21 protein-coding genes are annotated in these 15,886 nt (G+C 59.7%); 16 read left to right on the top strand and 5 right to left on the bottom strand.

The window, feature by feature from the left end; all coding sequences use genetic code 11:
• Positions 1 to 50: 50 nt before the first annotated feature.
• From AC1D2Q_RS08355 to recX, 11 genes are all read left to right on the top strand, one after another.
• Positions 51 to 560, top strand: coding sequence for a phage baseplate assembly protein V (locus AC1D2Q_RS08355; RefSeq protein ID WP_477812895.1), 510 nt, complete (start codon positions 51 to 53; stop codon positions 558 to 560).
• Positions 560 to 958, top strand: coding sequence for a phage GP46 family protein (locus AC1D2Q_RS08350; RefSeq protein ID WP_477812894.1), 399 nt, complete (start codon positions 560 to 562; stop codon positions 956 to 958). The genes AC1D2Q_RS08355 and AC1D2Q_RS08350 overlap by 1 nt, the downstream gene beginning before the upstream one ends.
• Positions 948 to 1,991 carry a baseplate J/gp47 family protein gene (locus AC1D2Q_RS08345; protein ID WP_477812893.1) on the top strand — a complete coding sequence of 348 codons (1,044 nt, stop codon included), beginning with the start codon at positions 948 to 950 and terminating at the stop codon, positions 1,989 to 1,991. Before AC1D2Q_RS08350 ends, AC1D2Q_RS08345 begins: the two co-directional genes overlap by 11 nt.
• Positions 1,979 to 2,578, top strand: a complete 600-nt coding sequence (locus tag AC1D2Q_RS08340) for a YmfQ family protein (RefSeq protein ID WP_018926965.1) — start codon at positions 1,979 to 1,981, stop codon at positions 2,576 to 2,578. The genes AC1D2Q_RS08345 and AC1D2Q_RS08340 overlap by 13 nt, the downstream gene beginning before the upstream one ends.
• Positions 2,579 to 2,589: 11 nt before the next feature.
• Positions 2,590 to 3,942 (top strand): phage tail protein, encoded by a 1,353-nt coding sequence (locus AC1D2Q_RS08335; RefSeq protein ID WP_018926964.1) that lies wholly within the window; start codon positions 2,590 to 2,592, stop codon positions 3,940 to 3,942.
• Between the two features lie 8 nt (positions 3,943 to 3,950).
• Positions 3,951 to 4,478, top strand: coding sequence for a tail fiber assembly protein (locus AC1D2Q_RS08330; RefSeq protein WP_018926963.1), 528 nt, complete (start codon positions 3,951 to 3,953; stop codon positions 4,476 to 4,478).
• A gap of 58 nt (positions 4,479 to 4,536) precedes the next feature.
• Positions 4,537 to 5,160 carry a glycoside hydrolase family 19 protein gene (locus AC1D2Q_RS08325; RefSeq protein WP_018926962.1) on the top strand — a complete coding sequence of 208 codons (624 nt, stop codon included), beginning with the start codon at positions 4,537 to 4,539 and terminating at the stop codon, positions 5,158 to 5,160.
• Positions 5,142 to 5,660 (top strand): lysis system i-spanin subunit Rz, encoded by a 519-nt coding sequence (locus AC1D2Q_RS08320; protein ID WP_477812892.1) that lies wholly within the window; start codon positions 5,142 to 5,144, stop codon positions 5,658 to 5,660. The genes AC1D2Q_RS08325 and AC1D2Q_RS08320 overlap by 19 nt, the downstream gene beginning before the upstream one ends.
• Positions 5,661 to 5,740: 80 nt before the next feature.
• A complete protein-coding gene (locus tag AC1D2Q_RS08315) occupies positions 5,741 to 6,241 on the top strand; it encodes a CinA family protein (RefSeq protein WP_477812891.1) in 501 nt (166 codons plus the stop codon).
• Between the two features lie 83 nt (positions 6,242 to 6,324).
• Complete coding sequence (gene recA, locus AC1D2Q_RS08310) at positions 6,325 to 7,377, top strand: recombinase RecA (RefSeq protein WP_258671023.1); 1,053 nt, start codon at positions 6,325 to 6,327, stop codon at positions 7,375 to 7,377.
• An 8-nt stretch (positions 7,378 to 7,385) separates the two neighbouring features.
• A complete protein-coding gene (recX, locus tag AC1D2Q_RS08305) occupies positions 7,386 to 7,853 on the top strand; it encodes a recombination regulator RecX (RefSeq protein WP_007940560.1) in 468 nt (155 codons plus the stop codon).
• Positions 7,854 to 7,896: 43 nt separating this feature from the next.
• Here the strand turns inward: recX and AC1D2Q_RS08300 are convergent, their stop codons facing one another.
• A complete protein-coding gene (locus AC1D2Q_RS08300; RefSeq protein ID WP_477812890.1) occupies positions 7,897 to 9,015 on the bottom strand; it encodes an LOG family protein in 1,119 nt (372 codons plus the stop codon).
• Positions 9,016 to 9,505: 490 nt separating this feature from the next.
• Here AC1D2Q_RS08300 and AC1D2Q_RS08295 point away from each other — a divergent pair, with 490 nt between their 5' ends.
• Positions 9,506 to 9,700, top strand: a complete 195-nt coding sequence (locus AC1D2Q_RS08295) for a hypothetical protein (protein WP_349745679.1) — start codon at positions 9,506 to 9,508, stop codon at positions 9,698 to 9,700.
• On the opposite strand, the gene AC1D2Q_RS08290 is transcribed toward AC1D2Q_RS08295, so the two are convergent.
• Entirely contained in the window at positions 9,701 to 10,126 is a 426-nt protein-coding gene (locus AC1D2Q_RS08290) for a PA3611 family quorum-sensing-regulated virulence factor (RefSeq protein ID WP_019580983.1), read from the bottom strand.
• Positions 10,127 to 10,315: 189 nt separating this feature from the next.
• Here AC1D2Q_RS08290 and AC1D2Q_RS08285 point away from each other — a divergent pair, with 189 nt between their 5' ends.
• The 3 genes from AC1D2Q_RS08285 to AC1D2Q_RS08275 all read left to right on the top strand — a co-directional run bounded on the left by AC1D2Q_RS08285 (position 10,316) and on the right by AC1D2Q_RS08275 (position 12,372).
• Entirely contained in the window at positions 10,316 to 11,074 is a 759-nt protein-coding gene (locus AC1D2Q_RS08285) for a tRNA-uridine aminocarboxypropyltransferase (protein WP_477812889.1), read from the top strand.
• A gap of 209 nt (positions 11,075 to 11,283) precedes the next feature.
• Entirely contained in the window at positions 11,284 to 11,934 is a 651-nt protein-coding gene (gene erdR, locus AC1D2Q_RS08280; RefSeq protein ID WP_019647846.1) for a response regulator transcription factor ErdR, read from the top strand.
• A 75-nt stretch (positions 11,935 to 12,009) separates the two neighbouring features.
• Positions 12,010 to 12,372: a diacylglycerol kinase gene (locus AC1D2Q_RS08275; protein ID WP_477812888.1), complete on the top strand. Its 363-nt coding sequence runs from the start codon at positions 12,010 to 12,012 to the stop codon at positions 12,370 to 12,372.
• Here the strand turns inward: AC1D2Q_RS08275 and AC1D2Q_RS08270 are convergent.
• Positions 12,369 to 13,295, bottom strand: a complete 927-nt coding sequence (locus AC1D2Q_RS08270; RefSeq protein WP_477812887.1) for a LysR family transcriptional regulator — start codon at positions 13,293 to 13,295, stop codon at positions 12,369 to 12,371. The two genes, AC1D2Q_RS08275 and AC1D2Q_RS08270, sit on opposite strands and share 4 nt — an antisense overlap.
• 122 nt (positions 13,296 to 13,417) lie before the next feature.
• Between AC1D2Q_RS08270 and fpr the strand changes: the two genes are divergently transcribed.
• Positions 13,418 to 14,197, top strand: a complete 780-nt coding sequence (fpr, locus tag AC1D2Q_RS08265) for a ferredoxin-NADP reductase (RefSeq protein WP_002554680.1) — start codon at positions 13,418 to 13,420, stop codon at positions 14,195 to 14,197.
• A gap of 73 nt (positions 14,198 to 14,270) precedes the next feature.
• On the opposite strand, the gene tsaA is transcribed toward fpr, so the two are convergent.
• Positions 14,271 to 14,972 carry a tRNA (N6-threonylcarbamoyladenosine(37)-N6)-methyltransferase TrmO gene (gene tsaA / locus AC1D2Q_RS08260; RefSeq protein ID WP_477812886.1) on the bottom strand — a complete coding sequence of 234 codons (702 nt, stop codon included), beginning with the start codon at positions 14,970 to 14,972 and terminating at the stop codon, positions 14,271 to 14,273.
• A gap of 126 nt (positions 14,973 to 15,098) precedes the next feature.
• Positions 15,099 to 15,869 (bottom strand): SDR family oxidoreductase, encoded by a 771-nt coding sequence (locus tag AC1D2Q_RS08255; RefSeq protein ID WP_477812885.1) that lies wholly within the window; start codon positions 15,867 to 15,869, stop codon positions 15,099 to 15,101.
• Between the last annotated feature and the right edge of the window lie 17 nt (positions 15,870 to 15,886).

Genomic DNA, 15,886 nt, shown 5'->3' with positions numbered 1-15,886 from the left:
GCCCCTTAAAAGGTCGCAGCCTTCGGCCTCGCTCCTCCAAGGAATTCAACATGAGCCTACTGACACGCCTCCTGGCGCGCGGCACTGTCGTGCTCGCCAACTCGGCCACCAAGCTTCAATCGCTGCAAATGCGCCTCACCGCCGGCGAAGTGAACGACAACATGGAGCACTTCGAACCCTACGGTTTCACCAGCAATCCGCTGGCCGGCGCCGAAGGTGTCGCCACGTTTCTGGGCGGTGATCGCTCCCACGCCATCGTGCTAGTGGTCGCCGACCGTCGTTATCGCCTCCAGTCTCTGGCCCCTGGCGAAGTGGCGATCTACACCGACGAAGGCGACAAGATCCACTTCAAGCGCGGGCGGATCATCGACATCGAAACCGCCACCCTGAATATCCGCGCCAGCAGTGCGGTGAACATCGACAGCCCGGTGATCAACCAGACCGGAAAAATCGTCTCCACCGGCGATCAGATTGCCGGTGGCATCAGCCAGATCAAACACGTGCATGGCGGCGTGCAAGCGGGCAACGGCCAGACCGGTGTACCGGCGGGAGGGCAGTGATGTTGATCAGCCAATACCTCCACGCCGCACTGACCCGTTCAGTGCTGATCAGCCTGTTCACCTGGCGCCGTGCCGCCGATGACGATGCCCTCGACGACGAAGAGCGTTTCGGCTGGTGGGGCGACAGCTTTCCTACGGTGGCCGACGACCGCATCGGTTCGCGGCTGTGGCTGTTGCGCCGGGTCAAGCTGACCCGCCAGACCCAGATGGACGCCGAGTTCTACGCCCGCGAAGCCCTGCAATGGCTGATCGACGACGGCCACTGCAGCGCCATCGACATCATCAGCGAACGCCTCGACGCCCAGCGCCTGAACCTGCGCACGGTCCTGACCCTGGCCGATGGCGAACGCCTGGACATCAACCCTGATAACAGTTGGCAGGTGATCTATGCCGTTTGAAACCCCTTCGCTGCCGGTGCTGATCAAGCGCACCCAAAGCGACCTGGCCAGCGATTCGCTGCGCCAGTCCGATGCGCAAGTGCTGGCCCGCACCCTCGGTGGCGCCGCCTACGGCCTGTATGGCTACCTGGACTGGATCGCCGAGCAGATCCTTCCGGACAAGGCGGATGAGTCGACCCTGGAACGGATCGCCGCACTGCGTTTGAACCAGCCGCGCAAATCCGCACAAGCGGCCAGCGGCAGCGTCAGCTTTACCGCCAGCGCCGGTGCCGTGCTGGACGTCGACACCCTGCTGCAATCGAGCGACGGTCGCACCTATAAAGTGACCGCCGCTGGCGCCACCAGCAACGGCCTCAACAGCACCACCATCGCCGCGCTCGAGGCCGGCAGCCTGGGCAATGCCGAGGCCGGCATGACGCTGATTCCGGTACAGCCGATTGCGGGGATCGTCGGCAATAGCTTTACCGTACTGGCGCCGGGGCTCAACGGTGGTGTGGCGCGAGAAAGCCTGGAGTCGCTGCGCTCCCGGGTTATTAGTTCCTATCGCATCATTCCCCATGGCGGCTCGGCGCAAGACTACGAAACCTGGGCGCTGGAATGCCCCGGCGTGACTCGCGCGTGGTGTCTCGGCAGCTACCTTGGTCCTGGCACCGTCGGGCTGTTCATCATGCGCGATAACGACCCGGAACCCGTCCCGACCGCCGCGCAACTGGCCGAAGTTCAGGCTTACATCGAACCGCTGCGCCCGGTTACTGCCGAGTTGCACGTGCTGGCACCAGTGCAAGTGCCTGTCACTTACCGATTGAGCCTGACCCCGGACACCACCGCTGTGCGCACCACTGTCGAGGCGCAACTACGCGATCTGCATAACCGCGAGGCGGGCCTCGGCGACACGTTGCTGCTGACCCACATCGCCGAAGCCATCAGCAGCGCCACCGGCGAAAACGACCACAAACTCTTGTCGCCGATCGCCGATGTAGCAGCAGCCAACAACCAGTTGCTGACCTTTGGAGGTTGCGTATGGCAGGCATAAGAACCGCCGCGCAATACCACACCCAACTGCGCAGCCTGCTGCCCAGCGGCCCAGCCTGGGACCCCGAGCGGGTGCCGGAACTCGAAGATGTCCTTGCAGGCGTCGCCCAGGAACTGGCCCGCCTCGACGCCCGCGCCGCCGACCTGCTCAATGAAATGGACCCGGCCGGTGTCAGCGAGCTGGTGCCTGATTGGGAACGGGTAATGAACCTGCCGGACCCGTGCCTGGGCGCAACCCCTCTGTTCGACGATCGCCGTCTCGCCGTACGCCGGCGACTGCTCGCGGTCGGCAGCCAGACCATCGGCTATTTCGTCGAGATTGCCCGCACCCAAGGCTACCCGAACGCCACCATCACCGAACTCAGGGCGCCGCGTATGGGGCGCTCGCGTTTCGGTGCGGCGCACTTCGGTACCTTGCAGGCGCAGTTCATGTGGACCCTCAACACCGGCGGCCGCCTGCTGCTTGGGCGGCGTTTCGGCGCCAGCTACTGGGGCGAGCGTTTTGGCATGAACCCGGGCAATGCCTTGGAATGCTTGATACACCGCAGCGCACCAGCGCATACGCTGGTTTACATCAATTATGACTAGAGGATAGAAAAGTGGATTATCCAAAGAGTGTGCCCGGCGTTGGGCTAGTGAATGGACAGTTTGTGGATGAGAGCCCGGTCACCGGGACGCCGGGATCTTTGATTCCGTCGACATGGGGCAACGCAATCACGAGCGAGGTGTTGAATGTGATTGCAGCGGCGGGAATGGCACCCAGTGAAGTTGACCTGACGCAGTTACTGAAAGCCATCGGTACCCTTGGCCAATCTGCTGCAAGCAGCTTTGCCATCGACACCGGCACGGCCAATAACTACGTCTGCAACTTCACGCCGGCGATCACCGCCCGCGTCGAAGGCCAGCCCCTGCGCTTCAAGGTCAAGACGGCGAACACTGGTGCCTGCACGATCAACGACGGCCTGGGGGCCGTCGCTATGGTTGGGGGTGCCCATTCAGCCCTTCGAGGTGGCGAGCTGGTCGCCAACGGTGACGCATGGGTGCAGTGGAACACCTCTATCGGCGGAGGCTCATACATCCTGCTGTTCTGCACTGGCGCGGCTGAGCAAATCGCTCCAGCAACGCAAAGCCAGCACGCGGCCCAACTGGGCCAGATAACCGGCAATGTCACCAGTATCAGTGCGGATACCACGCTGACCGCCGCGCAGAGGGGGTTGGTCATTATTGACGCGACGGCGTCTAACCGGACGATCACGCTGCCTACCTCTAACACGGCACTTGGCGTGACTGACTTCATTGTTCGTCGCTTGGATAACACCACCAATACCCTTGTTGTCACTGCGTCAGGGACCGACAAAATCAAATTTCACACCCACCTGAATGCGGCTGGATATTCATTCTTGGTCCTGATGGGGGCGTGCGATTACTGGCATTTGCGCAGTGATGGCGCGGGCAACTGGTGGCCGATAAGTCGTTACGACGGTACTCCGCTGGGTCGGTCGGTACTTGAAACCACGTCCTCGTTTAATCCCGGTGGTTACGGCGCCATGAACGGCGCGCTGTTGACGCGGGCCTCCTTCCCCTGGTTGTGGGACCACGCGCAACAGTCAGGAATGCTGACCACGGAAGCCGCTCGCGCCGGCATGGAGGGTGGATGGACTTCTGGCGACGGTGCCACCACGTTCCGTTGTCCAGATGCCCGGGGTCGATTCCAGCGCCCCGCTGATGAGTCTCTCGGAATTGACCTGAATCGTGCGGCGGGTAGCTCGCAGGCCAGCCAATTCGGATCTCACAACCACTCCCTGCCTGGTGCAGGTACATTTGGCACGACAATGATGGGGGGTGGTACTAACAACTACGCGCAGTGGGTTGCCGGGGCCTCGGGGTACGCCGGAGGTTCTGAGACTCGCCCGATAAACATTGCCTACCCGGGCCGAATTAAATTGATCTGAGGTGTTTTATGTCCATTTACGTGTTTGATGCACTGGGTGTCTTGGTTGGCCCGGTTTCTCTTCCCGAAGTTCCTGGCTTGGGCTGTCAGTTGCCGAGCAATGCCGTCGAGCTGGCCGACTTGTTGCCGACGCCTGATCCGGGCAATGTTTGGGTGCTCGTCAACGCTGCGCCGGTTCAACTCGCCGATCATCGCGGGACGGTGTACAGCGTGACCACCGGCGCAGCGCAGGAGTGGTCCGAGCTTGGCGAGCTCCCCAGCGAATATACGTTGCTCCCTTGTCCCGGTGCTTACTACGTCTGGAGCGGTACTGAGTGGCTGCTTGATGCCGCTGCAGTCGCTCAGGCTCAGTGCAATGCGCTAATGTCGGCGGCCAATCAAGTCACTGCCGGCATGGTTAACGCCTACATTGCCGGGTTGCTCGATGCTGCGGATACGGCGACCTTCGAGGCCTACGCGGCCTACCAGTTAGCGCTGAAAAAGATTGAGCAGCAACCAGGTTACCCAACCACTATTGCGTGGCCGACCTCTCCATAGCCGAGAGCGCAATTCCGATGCCCGCCAAGTGCCGGATTATTTTTTCCCGGAGAAAAGTATGCCCATCACCCAGCAGCAGTTGCTGCAGATCCTCCCGAACGCCGGCCCAGTTGCCGGCGTTTTTGTTCCTGTCCTGAATACAGCCATGGTGCGGTTTCAGATCATCACGGCTAGGCGTATTGCGGCCTTCATCGCGCAGATAGGACATGAGTCCGGACAACTCACCCGCGTCGTTGAGAACTTGAACTACGATGCGCCGGGTCTGATGGCGACGTGGCCAAGCCGGTTCCCGGCTGATTTGGCAGCTGCGCGCGCGCGTCAGCCGGAGAAGATCGCGAACATTGCCTATGCCTCGCGCATGGGTAATGGCAATGCCGCGAGCAGTGATGGGTGGACATATCGCGGTCGCGGCCTGATCCAGATCACCGGCCGAGCAAACTATCAGGAGTGCGGTGATGACCTCGGTATCGACCTTATCGGCAATCCAGATCTCCTGATACAACCGCAGTACGCCGCGCTGTCTGCGGCCTGGTTCTGGGAACTGAACGGTTTGAATGAACTGGCGGACCGCGACCAGTTCAACAGCATCACTCGTCGCATCAACAGTGGGCTTAACGGCCTGCAAGATCGTCTGTTGTTGTGGGCGCGGGCGAGGGCGGTGCTATGCCAGTCCTCGGTCTGAACGGCTGGCGATTGATCGGTCTGCTGGTGCTGGCCGGTTGTTCGGCGGCGCTGGCCTGGCAGTTTCAGGATTGGCGCTACGGCCGGCAACTGGCGGAACAGGCCAGGCTGCACGCCGAGACCCTTAATCAACTGACTTTGGCGACCGCCACCGAGCAACAGGCCGAACAAAACAGGCGTCTGGCCCTGGAACAGCGACTGTCGGCCAGTGAACAAACCCATTATCGAGCGCTTAGCGATGCCGAACGTGATCAAGGTCGCCTGCGCGATCGTCTTGCCTCTGCTGATGTGCGCCTGTCAGTCCTCCTCGATGCCCATGACGCTGCCTCAACCTGTGCAGTGCCAGCCGCCTCCGGCGCCGGCGGCGTGGATCATGGCGCCGCGCGAGCCCGACTTGACCCGGCGCATGCTCAACGAATTATCGCCATCACCGACGCCGGTGACAGCGGATTGATTGCCTTGCAGGCCTGTCAGGCCTATGTCAGGGCTCTCGCTCGCTAACATTTTGATCGATCCTGAACCTTGCAAGTGCGATTCGCTCGTGTACGGTAGGCCTCATTCCGCTCGATCAGGAGAGAGCCGTGAAAGAGATCACTCATCTGGCCGATCTACTCGGCAGACGCTTGCAGCTTCTCAATGCCCACGTCACTGCCGCCGAGTCCTGCACCGGCGGCGGGATCAGCGAGGCGATCACCCGCATTCCGGGGAGTTCGGCGTGGTTCGAGGCCGGTTATGTCACGTACTCCAATCGTCAGAAAACCCAGCAATTGAATGTCCCGGTCGAGTTGTTCGAGACGGTGGGGGCGGTCAGTCGCGAGGTGGTCGAGGCCATGGTCCGAGGCGCACAGGAAAAAAGCCGGGCGCGTTTTGGCGTGGCGGTCAGCGGTGTGGCGGGGCCGGATGGCGGCTCGCCGAACAAGCCCGTGGGGACGGTGTGGCTGGCCTGGGGCATCGGTGAGCAGGTGTTCAGCGAGGTCCAGCACTTTGCCGGTAACCGTGACGAGGTCCGCCGACAAACGGTGAAGGCCGCGCTAGAGGGGCTGCTGCGGCATACCGCTGGAGAAATCTCAAATCAGGGGTAGGCGATCCTGAAACGCTGTGGAATAATACTGGCTACTTATACAGGTGTTGGCCGTCAGGCCTTATTGATTACGTGAGGACTTTAATGGACGACAACAAGAAGAAAGCCTTGGCTGCGGCCCTGGGTCAGATCGAACGTCAATTCGGCAAGGGTGCCGTAATGCGTATGGGCGATCAGGACCGTCAGGCGATCCCGGCCATTTCCACTGGCTCTCTGGGTCTGGACATCGCGCTCGGCATTGGCGGCCTGCCAAAAGGCCGTATCGTTGAAATCTACGGTCCTGAATCCTCCGGTAAAACCACCCTGACATTGTCGGTGATCGCCCAGGCTCAAAAAGCCGGTGCGACCTGCGCATTCGTCGACGCCGAACACGCTCTCGACCCTGAGTACGCCGGCAAACTGGGCGTCAACGTCGACGACCTGCTGGTTTCCCAGCCGGACACCGGCGAGCAGGCCCTGGAAATCACCGACATGCTGGTGCGTTCCAACGCCGTTGACGTGATCATCGTCGACTCCGTGGCCGCTCTGGTACCAAAGGCTGAAATCGAAGGCGAAATGGGCGACATGCACGTGGGCCTGCAAGCCCGTCTGATGTCCCAGGCGCTGCGTAAAATCACCGGTAACATCAAGAACGCCAACTGCCTGGTGATCTTCATCAACCAGATCCGCATGAAAATCGGCGTGATGTTCGGCAGCCCGGAAACCACCACCGGTGGTAACGCGCTGAAGTTCTATGCATCGGTTCGTCTGGACATCCGTCGTACTGGCGCGGTGAAAGAAGGTGATGAAGTCGTCGGTAGTGAAACCCGCGTCAAAGTCGTGAAGAACAAGGTGGCTTCGCCGTTCCGTCAGGCCGAGTTCCAGATTCTTTACGGCAAGGGCATCTACCTCAACGGTGAGATGATCGACCTGGGTGTGCTGCACGGTTTCGTCGAGAAGTCTGGTGCCTGGTATGCCTACAACGGCACCAAGATTGGTCAGGGCAAGGCTAACTCGGCCAAGTTCCTGGCAGACAATCCGGAAGTCGCCGCGGCCCTCGAGAAGCAGCTGCGCGACAAGCTGCTGACCCCGGCACCGGACGTCAAGGCTTCGGCCGTCAGAGAGACCGAAGACGACCTGGCTGACGCTGATATCTGATCGATCCGATGACCGCCGTACTCGATACACTCGTCGCGGTGCGGCGAACCGCAATGGACCTGCTCGCGCGACGCGAGCACGGTCGAGTCGAGCTGACGCGTAAACTGCGTCAGCGCGGCGCCCTCCCTGAAATGATCGACACAGCACTCGACCGCTTGACGGAAGAGGGGCTGTTGTCCGAATCCCGCTACCTCGAAAGCTTCGTTTCCTACCGTGCCCGTTCCGGTTATGGCCCTTTGCGCATTCGCGAAGAGCTGAGCCAGCGTGGCCTGCAACGTACCGACATTGAGCTCGCCTTGCGCGAGAGTGGTATCGATTGGCAGGAACAACTGGAAGACACCTGGCGGCGCAAATTTTCCGGGCATTTACCGATAGACGCCCGAGAACGTGCCAAACAGGGCAGGTTCCTGAGTTATCGGGGATATTCCATGGAAATGATCAGCCGCTTGTTCAGCGGCCGAGGGATGGACGATTGACTGAAACGGCTCGCTATTTCGATAGCGGGCCGTTTTTTTTGCATCACGTTACCTTGGACGGTTCCCGTGTGCGTTGTTGCGCCTGGGGTCTGGACTGGGCCCAGTTTTCCGGCAGGTTGATGTAATCCACCAATTCCCGCAGACGGCCATGATCACGAGCGTTGAAGGTAAAGGACAAGCGCACCAGATGGCTGAACTGCGCTTCGTCGTGCTCCTCGCCGCTGTAGGCATGCTGATGGAAATGATCGCTCAGGCACAGGTCGGCGAATGCCTCCTGCATGTGTTCAAGCGCCCGGTCGCTGAGCTTATGGTTCATGCGAATCACGAACTGATGCTTGAGCCAGCGGCTGGAGTGGAAGTTGCTGTAGAACTGATTGATCTGCTCCACGGCCTCTTCGACGCTGTAGACCAGGCTCAACAGCTTCATGTCGGTCGGCAGGATGTAGCGATTTTCCTCCAGTTGATGGTGAATGAAGTCCAGCGCGCCTTGCCAGAACGTGCCGCCTGGTGCATCCAGTAGCACCACCGGCACCAGCGGGCTTTTGCCGGTCTGGATCAGGGTCAGCACCTCCAGTGCTTCATCCAGAGTACCGAAACCGCCTGGGCACAGGACCAGCGCATCGGCTTCCTTGACGAAGAACAGCTTGCGGGTAAAGAAAAAGTGGAAGGGCAGCAGGTTGGCGCTGCCATTGACCGTGGGATTGGCATGTTGCTCGAAGGGCAGGGTGATATTGAATCCCAGGCTGTGTTCCAGGCCGGCACCTTCATGGGCTGCCGCCATGATGCCGCCACCGGCGCCGGTGATGACCATCATGTCCGAGCGCGCCAGGGCGGCGCCCAGTTCTCGGGCCTGAGCATACAGCGGGTGTTCTATCGGCGTGCGGGCCGAGCCGAAAACGGTAACTTTACGCCGTCCCTTGAACTGCTCCAGCACACGGAAAGCGTGCTCGAGTTCACGCAGGGTTTGCAGGGTGATCTTGGCATTCCAGCGGTTGTGATCTTCCTGAGCCATGCGCAGCACGGTCAGGATCATGTCGCGGTATATCGGGATGTTGGGGCTGTTGGGTGAAACCAGGTTGAGTTGTTCTTCGACCTTGCTGGTGAGGTCGTGGCCGCTTTCTTGAAAATGACGGCTCAGGAGGTCATTCGGTTGGTAAGGCATTCAACTTCTCCTTCTGCACAGAACCCTCGGCCCGACAAAACAATCGTCGGCGCCGCGACACCCCTTGTGTCGCTGTCTGCCCAAGCCCATGCCTGGGCGCTCTACCTGACTCGGTTGCAATCGAGCCATCCATACGGGCTCTGCTTATCCCTTGAATGAAAGAAACGTTCGCACAATAAGACATCGTAATGGGCAGCCCCTTTTCTGCCCTCAAAAAATCAACGTGAACACATTGAATTTAGACCCTCGCGACGATTTTCGCTGGCTTGATCATTGCGCTGCAAAGTCTTTCCTGGCAATCGCTTATTGACGATTTGCAAGGTGCTTTCACCGCTCGTCTGAACGCAAGCCGCCTGTCCTGCGCTCTGATTTACTTAGTTACAGGCGTGACACGACAACTTTGCGTCAGCGGCAGGGCGCGACGTTCAAGCAATTCAGGGATTTATCGCGTGATCAACGGCGATCAATGCATGCAGGGAGGCGGGAAACCATGCCCAGAGTGACTCTGGAGATCGATGCGCAACTGTATCGATTGCTGAAATTATCAGCCGAGACCAATCATTTGAGTCTCGAAGAGGAGTGCTGCCGACGTCTGGAGGGCGGGGAGCGACGTTCGCGCTACTTGCAGGCGTTGTTGGCAGAGCTGCGCGCCGAGGATGAACAGCGGCGCGCCAATGCCAGATAATTATTTCTTCTTCGCGGGTGTCTCTTTCGGGCAGTCCGAGTCCTGGAAGCTGGCGGAGCCGACCGGACGGTTGGTCTTCACCTCGGTGAAGTCGTAACGCATGATCGCGCCCTTGGCCATCAGTTTGCGGAACCCAGGGTTTCTGCATACGGAGGCGCCAAGCTGGAAGTACACCGCTTTGGGATCGGCGCGCATTTTTTCGGCGTGGCTGCTTTGCACGCTCAAATGGTTGATCAGCACTTTTCCTTCGGCAGTGTAGCCCTGATCAAGAATGTCTTCGTTGATCGCCCGTGGAGTGCCAACGCTGCTTTGTACGGCGACGTTTCGCAGCTCTCTGTTCAGATTCTGCTCACTCAAGGAAGCAGCCTGAGCACTGAAGGACGACGCCAGCAAAACGGCAGCGGTGGGAACGATAAGGCGCAGCATGAAACTCTCCTGGTTCAGTGACTGGTGGTTCGACCCGTCACATGACTGTGCGTTCAGTGGCGGCGAATTATAGGGGAGGAGGCCCGGACGGTACAGGCTTGCGCCGGCTGCTCTGATAAACTGCCGCGACTTTTTGTCCTTGCGAGTGTTTTTCGTGTCGATTTTCCATCCCCTGCGGTGCTGCCTGCGATGAACCCTGTCACCCCGCGCTTTGCCGCAAACGCCGTCGCCCGCTTGCGTGATCAGCGAGAGGAGGAGGGCATCAAGCCGATTCAGGCCCGTGGCTGGAGGGCGCCGCGATGCCGTGATTGCCGCGTGATTGAAAGTCATTGTCTGTGTGCCTGGCGCCCGTTGGTCGAGGCCCGCTCGGGCGTGTGCCTGATCATGACCAACAAAGAAGTGTTCAAGCCAAGCAACACCGGTTGGCTGATTGCCGATGTGGTGCGCGATAACCATGCGTTTATCTGGTCGCGTACTGAAGTCGATCAGCAACTGTTGGCGCTGTTGTCCGATCCGCAATGGCAGCCGTATCTGGTCTTTCCGGGCGAATACGTTGAGCCCGAACGCGTCACCAACAGCGTCGAGACCGATAGCACCAAGCGTCCGCTGTTCATTCTGCTGGACGCCACCTGGACCGAAGCCCGGAAGATCTTTCGCAAGAGCCCGTATTTTGATCGCTTGCCGATCTTGAGCCTGCTGCCCGAAAAACTGTCACGTTATCGACTGCGCCGTTCCACCCGTAGCGAACATTTATGCACCGCTGAAGTGGCTGCACTGTGTCTCGATCTGGCCGGTGATACCGAGGCCGCGTCAGCGCTGGACGCTTATTTTGACGTGTTCAGTCAGCATTATCTGGACGCGAAAAACCAACTGGACATGAACCTCGCCACACCGGCCCACGCCGAGCTGATGCCGTTTGTTCATAACGACGTCCCCGCCATGTTCTGATTGTCGCCCATACTGCAAAGAACTGTACCGGTTATGTATCTTGACCACCCCGGTTTCGCTGGGCATGCTTGGCGCCGACTGGGGCGCGGCCATCGTTTGATACGCCGTATTTTTACGTGAATAGCCATGTGATTGGCGTTGAACGTGCCCTGTTGGTGCATCTGCGTGGCTGCACCTGGAGTTGTTTGAAAAACAGGATCATTTGAAAAATGGCCACATACGAAATCCTGATTGCCGATGACCACCCTCTTTTTCGTAGTGCCTTGCATCAAGCATTGACCCTGGGCCTGGGCCCGGATGTCCGGCTGGTGGAAGTGGCGAGCATTGCCGAGCTGGAAAACCGTCTGACCGAAAAGGCCGATTGGGACCTGGTGTTGCTGGACCTGAACATGCCAGGGGCCTACGGTTTTTCCGGGCTGGTGCTGTTGCGCGGTCAGTACCCGCAGATTCCGGTGGTGATGGTGTCGGCTCAGGAAGAAGCGTCGATCATGGTGAAGTCCCGTGAGTTCGGTGCCAGCGGTTTCATTCCCAAGTCCAGTGACTTGAGCGTTATTCAGAAAGCCGTGCGCGCGGTGCTCGATGGTGACGTTTTCTGGCCGCCCCAGGCCTTCGAAGCCGTCAGCGTTTCCGACGAAGCCAAGGCGGCCAGCGAAGGCCTTGCCAGCCTGACGCCCCAGCAGTTCCGGGTGTTGACCATGGTCTGTGAGGGTTTGCTGAACAAGCAGATTGCTTACGAATTGAGCGTGTCCGAAGCGACGATCAAGGCCCACGTCACGGCGATTTTCCGTAAGCTGAATGTACGCACCCGCACTCAGGCGGCGCTGCTGTTGCAACAACTTGAGTCAATTTCGAGCCACTAAGGTGTTATGTATTCACGCTTTTTTGACTTTGCTTACTCTAGCTTTCCCACTCCTTTTTGGTCAGTTGCTTACTCTATGTCACCTTTCAAAGGCCAGACCGGCCTAAAACGCATCCTCAACGCCTCCGGCTATTCCCTGGACGGCCTGCGCGCGGCCTTCACTGGCGAGGCGGCCTTCCGGCAACTGGTGTTGCTCAATGCCGTCCTGATTCCGCTGTCGTTCTTCCTGAATGTCAGCCGTGTCGAGCAGGCGCTGCTGATTGCAGTCTGCCTGTTGGCGTTGATCGTCGAATTGCTCAACTCGGCGGTGGAAGCGGCCATCGACCGTATTTCCCTGGAGCGGCACCCACTGTCCAAGAACGCCAAGGACATGGGCAGTGCTGCTCAACTCGTGGCATTGAGCATGATCGCGCTGGTATGGGCGGTGATCCTGCTTTAAGCGATGGCAGGCAGAACGATCTCGTCGCTGCGCTGAACCCCGGCGGTGAAGGCGCGGCACAGCTCTAGGAATTCGCGCATCGCCGAGGTTTGGTATTTCTGTTTATGCCAGATGAAATAGAACTGCCGCGCCAGGTCCAGATCCGGTGTTTCCACCGGCACCAGGCTGCCACGACGGAACGCATCGCGCAGCGCCAGGCGCGAAATGCAGCCAATCCCCAAACCCGATTCCACCGCGCGCTTGATCGCTTCGGTGTGTTCCAGTTCCAGGCGAATGTTCAGCGCGCTGCGGTGGTGACGCATGGCCTGGTCAAAGGTCAACCGCGTGCCGGAGCCTTGTTCACGCAAGATCCACGCCTCATGACTCAGCTCCTCCATGGTGGCCATACCGCGTTGAGCCAGCGGATGCTGGGGTGCACAGAACACCACCAGTTCATCTTCGACCCAGCTCTGCACTTCGATGTCCGGATGGCTGCAGTCGCCTTCGATTAGACCCAGATCAATTTCATAGTGAGCCACCTGTTGCACGATGTTGGCGGTGTTCTGCACATGCAGCTTCACCTGGCTTTCCGGATGGCGCTGCATGAAGCTGCCGATCAGCAGGGTGGCCAGGTAATTGCCGATGGTCAGGGTCGCGCCGACCGCCAGGGAGCCGAAACCGGACTTGCCGTTGAGCAAGTCTTCGATTTCCTTGGCCTGATCGAGCAGGGCCACCGCTTGCGGCAACAGCTGTTTGCCGAGGGCGTTGAGGCTCAGCCGTTTGCCGGCGCGATCGAACAGCTGACAGCTGCACTGGCGCTCCAGCTCGGTGATCGAGGTGCTCGCCGCCGATTGCGAGAGGTTGAGCAGGCCCGCGGCACGGGATACGCTTTCCTGCTGGGCGACGGCGACGAATACTTGAAGTTGACGGAGAGTAAATCGCATATCGATATAACCGATAACCCTTATCTTAATAATCCATTTAACAGATATTGTCGCTGCCATTAGAATGCGATGCAATTGTGCACATCATTGGCGCAGGCAAAATCTCCAGGAGTCCCACGTACATGAGCAACATGAACCACGAGCGTGTCCTCAGTGTTCATCACTGGAACGACACTCTGTTCAGCTTCAAGTGCACCCGCGATCCGGGCCTGCGCTTCGAGAACGGTCAGTTCGTGATGATCGGCCTGCAACAGCCCAACGGCCGGCCGCTCATGCGCGCTTACTCGATTGCCAGCCCGAACTGGGAAGAGCATCTCGAGTTCTTCAGCATCAAAGTGCCTGATGGCCCGCTGACTTCCCAGTTGCAGCATCTGAAGGAAGGCGACGAGATCATCATCAGCAAGAAGCCTACCGGCACCCTGGTGCTGGATGACTTGAAACCTGGCAAGCATTTGTACCTGCTCAGCACCGGTACCGGTCTGGCGCCGTTCATGAGCGTCATCCAGGACCCGGAAACCTACGAGCGTTTCGAAAAGGTGATCCTGTGCCACGGCGTGCGTTACGTCAACGAAGTCGCTTACCGCGAATTCATCACCGAGCACCTGCCGCAGAACGAGTTCTTCGGCGAGGCCCTGCGTGACAAGTTGATCTACTACCCGACCGTGACCCGCGAGCCGTTCGAAAACGAAGGCCGGCTGACCGACCTGATGCGCAGCGGCAAGCTGTTCAGCGACATCGGTCTGCCACCGATCAACCCGCAGGATGACCGCGCCATGCTGTGCGGCAGCCCGAGCATGCTCGACGAGACCAGCGAAGTGTTGAACAGCTTCGGCCTGACCGTTTCGCCGCGGATGCGCGAGCCGGGTGATTACCTGATCGAGCGTGCGTTCGTCGAGAAGTAAGCACACCGCATCACTGAAAAGCCCCCATTGCCTGTGCAGGCAATGGGGGCTTTTTTATGCCGGACGCAATCGCCTACGCATTGGATACGGGGATGACTTCGAGAACGCGGATAAGCCCGGCTTCCGGGTAATGCCAGCGCACATCCAGATCCCAGAACTGCGCGCCGTATTCGCGCTCAGGCGTAGGAATCTGGTACGCCGGGCGTGGGTCTTGTGCCAGGCATTGCTCGATCAACTCGACCAGGGGCTCGCCAAGCCGCTGAGCGTGGCCGTGGGCCTGTTGCAGGGCTGAGTCCGTCCACTGCACGGGAATCAACAGCGGCGGGGCGCTGGCGATGTCGTTGGACGCCGTGTCGATAATGTCGGCGTAGGGCACGTAGGGTTTGATGTCGAGAACCGGCGTGCCGTCCAGCAAGTCGATGCCGGAGATCCACAGTCGATTGGCTTCGACCTTGTCCAGTTTGACCACCGACTGGCCGATGCCGTTAGGACGATGCGTCGCGCGGGTGGCGAACACGCCCATGGATTTGTTACCGCCCAGGCGCGGCGGGCGGACTTTGAGGCGTGGCTTTTCTTCCAGCGCTTGATGGAACAGGAACAACAGCCACACATGGCTGACCTGCTCCAGCCCCTGCACCGCATCACCCTGATCGAACGGCGCCACCAGTTCCAGCACGCCCCGAGCGGCTGGGGCCAGTTGCGGTTGACGCGGAATGGCGAACTTCTCCTTGAAGCAGGAGCGCACGAAGCCGATGGGGGAAACGCTGTAGGTCATGGTCTGGGGTCGAGGCGGGACAGGAGCTGGGCATGATAATCGATGTGAAGATCAAAAGATCGCAGCCTGCGGCAGCGCCTGCAGGGGAATGCAGCCGGTGTAGGAGCTGCCGAAGGCTGCGATCTTTTAAAGGCTGAAACCACCATCCAAAGGAATGACATTCCCGGTCATATACGCCCCGGCCGTACTCGCCAGGCTGATCGCCAGCGCCGCCATCTCTTCCTCCCGGCCCCAGCGTTTCATCGGAATCAACGCCGTGTCCTCGGCCAGCGCCTGCTCATCGTTGCCGATGTGCTGAGTCATCTTGCTCGGGAAACGTCCCGGTGCGATTACGTTGACGTTGATGTGCTGGCTCACCAGCTCTCGCGCCAGAATCCGCGACAGTTGATGCAGGGCGGCTTTGCTTGGGCCGTAGGCATACGCCTGTTCGCCGAAGGAAGAAATTCCGGCCACCGAGCCAATGTTGATGATCCGTGCCGGATTCACCGCCGAACCGGCCTTGCGCAGCAGCGGCAGACATTGCTGGATGCAGTTGAACACCGAGGTCACGTTGAGCTGCATGACTTTTTCCCAGCCCTTGACCGGGTAACTCTCCAGCGGCGCACCCCAGGTGGTACCGGCATTGTTCACCAGAATATCCAGCTGACCGATCTGTTCGCTCAATTGCGCGGCCAGTTGCTGAACGCCTTCTTCATGAGCCAGGTTGGCGGCCACGGCGTGGCAAACCCCGAAGGCACTCAGCTCATCGGCAGTTTGCTGACAGGCCTCGGCATCCCGGGCGCACACGTACACGATGGCGCCGGCCTCGACATAAGCCTTGGCGATCATTTTGCCGATACCGCGGGTGCCGCCGGTCACCAGAGCGGTGCGGCCTTGCAGAGAGAAGTAGGGATGCATGGCGAGTCCTGAGAGCT

This window comes from Pseudomonas sp. P1_A1 (assembly GCF_056406935.1).
Note: the sequence above shows the minus strand (reverse complement) of the source record. Positions and strands in the feature narration are given on the sequence as shown.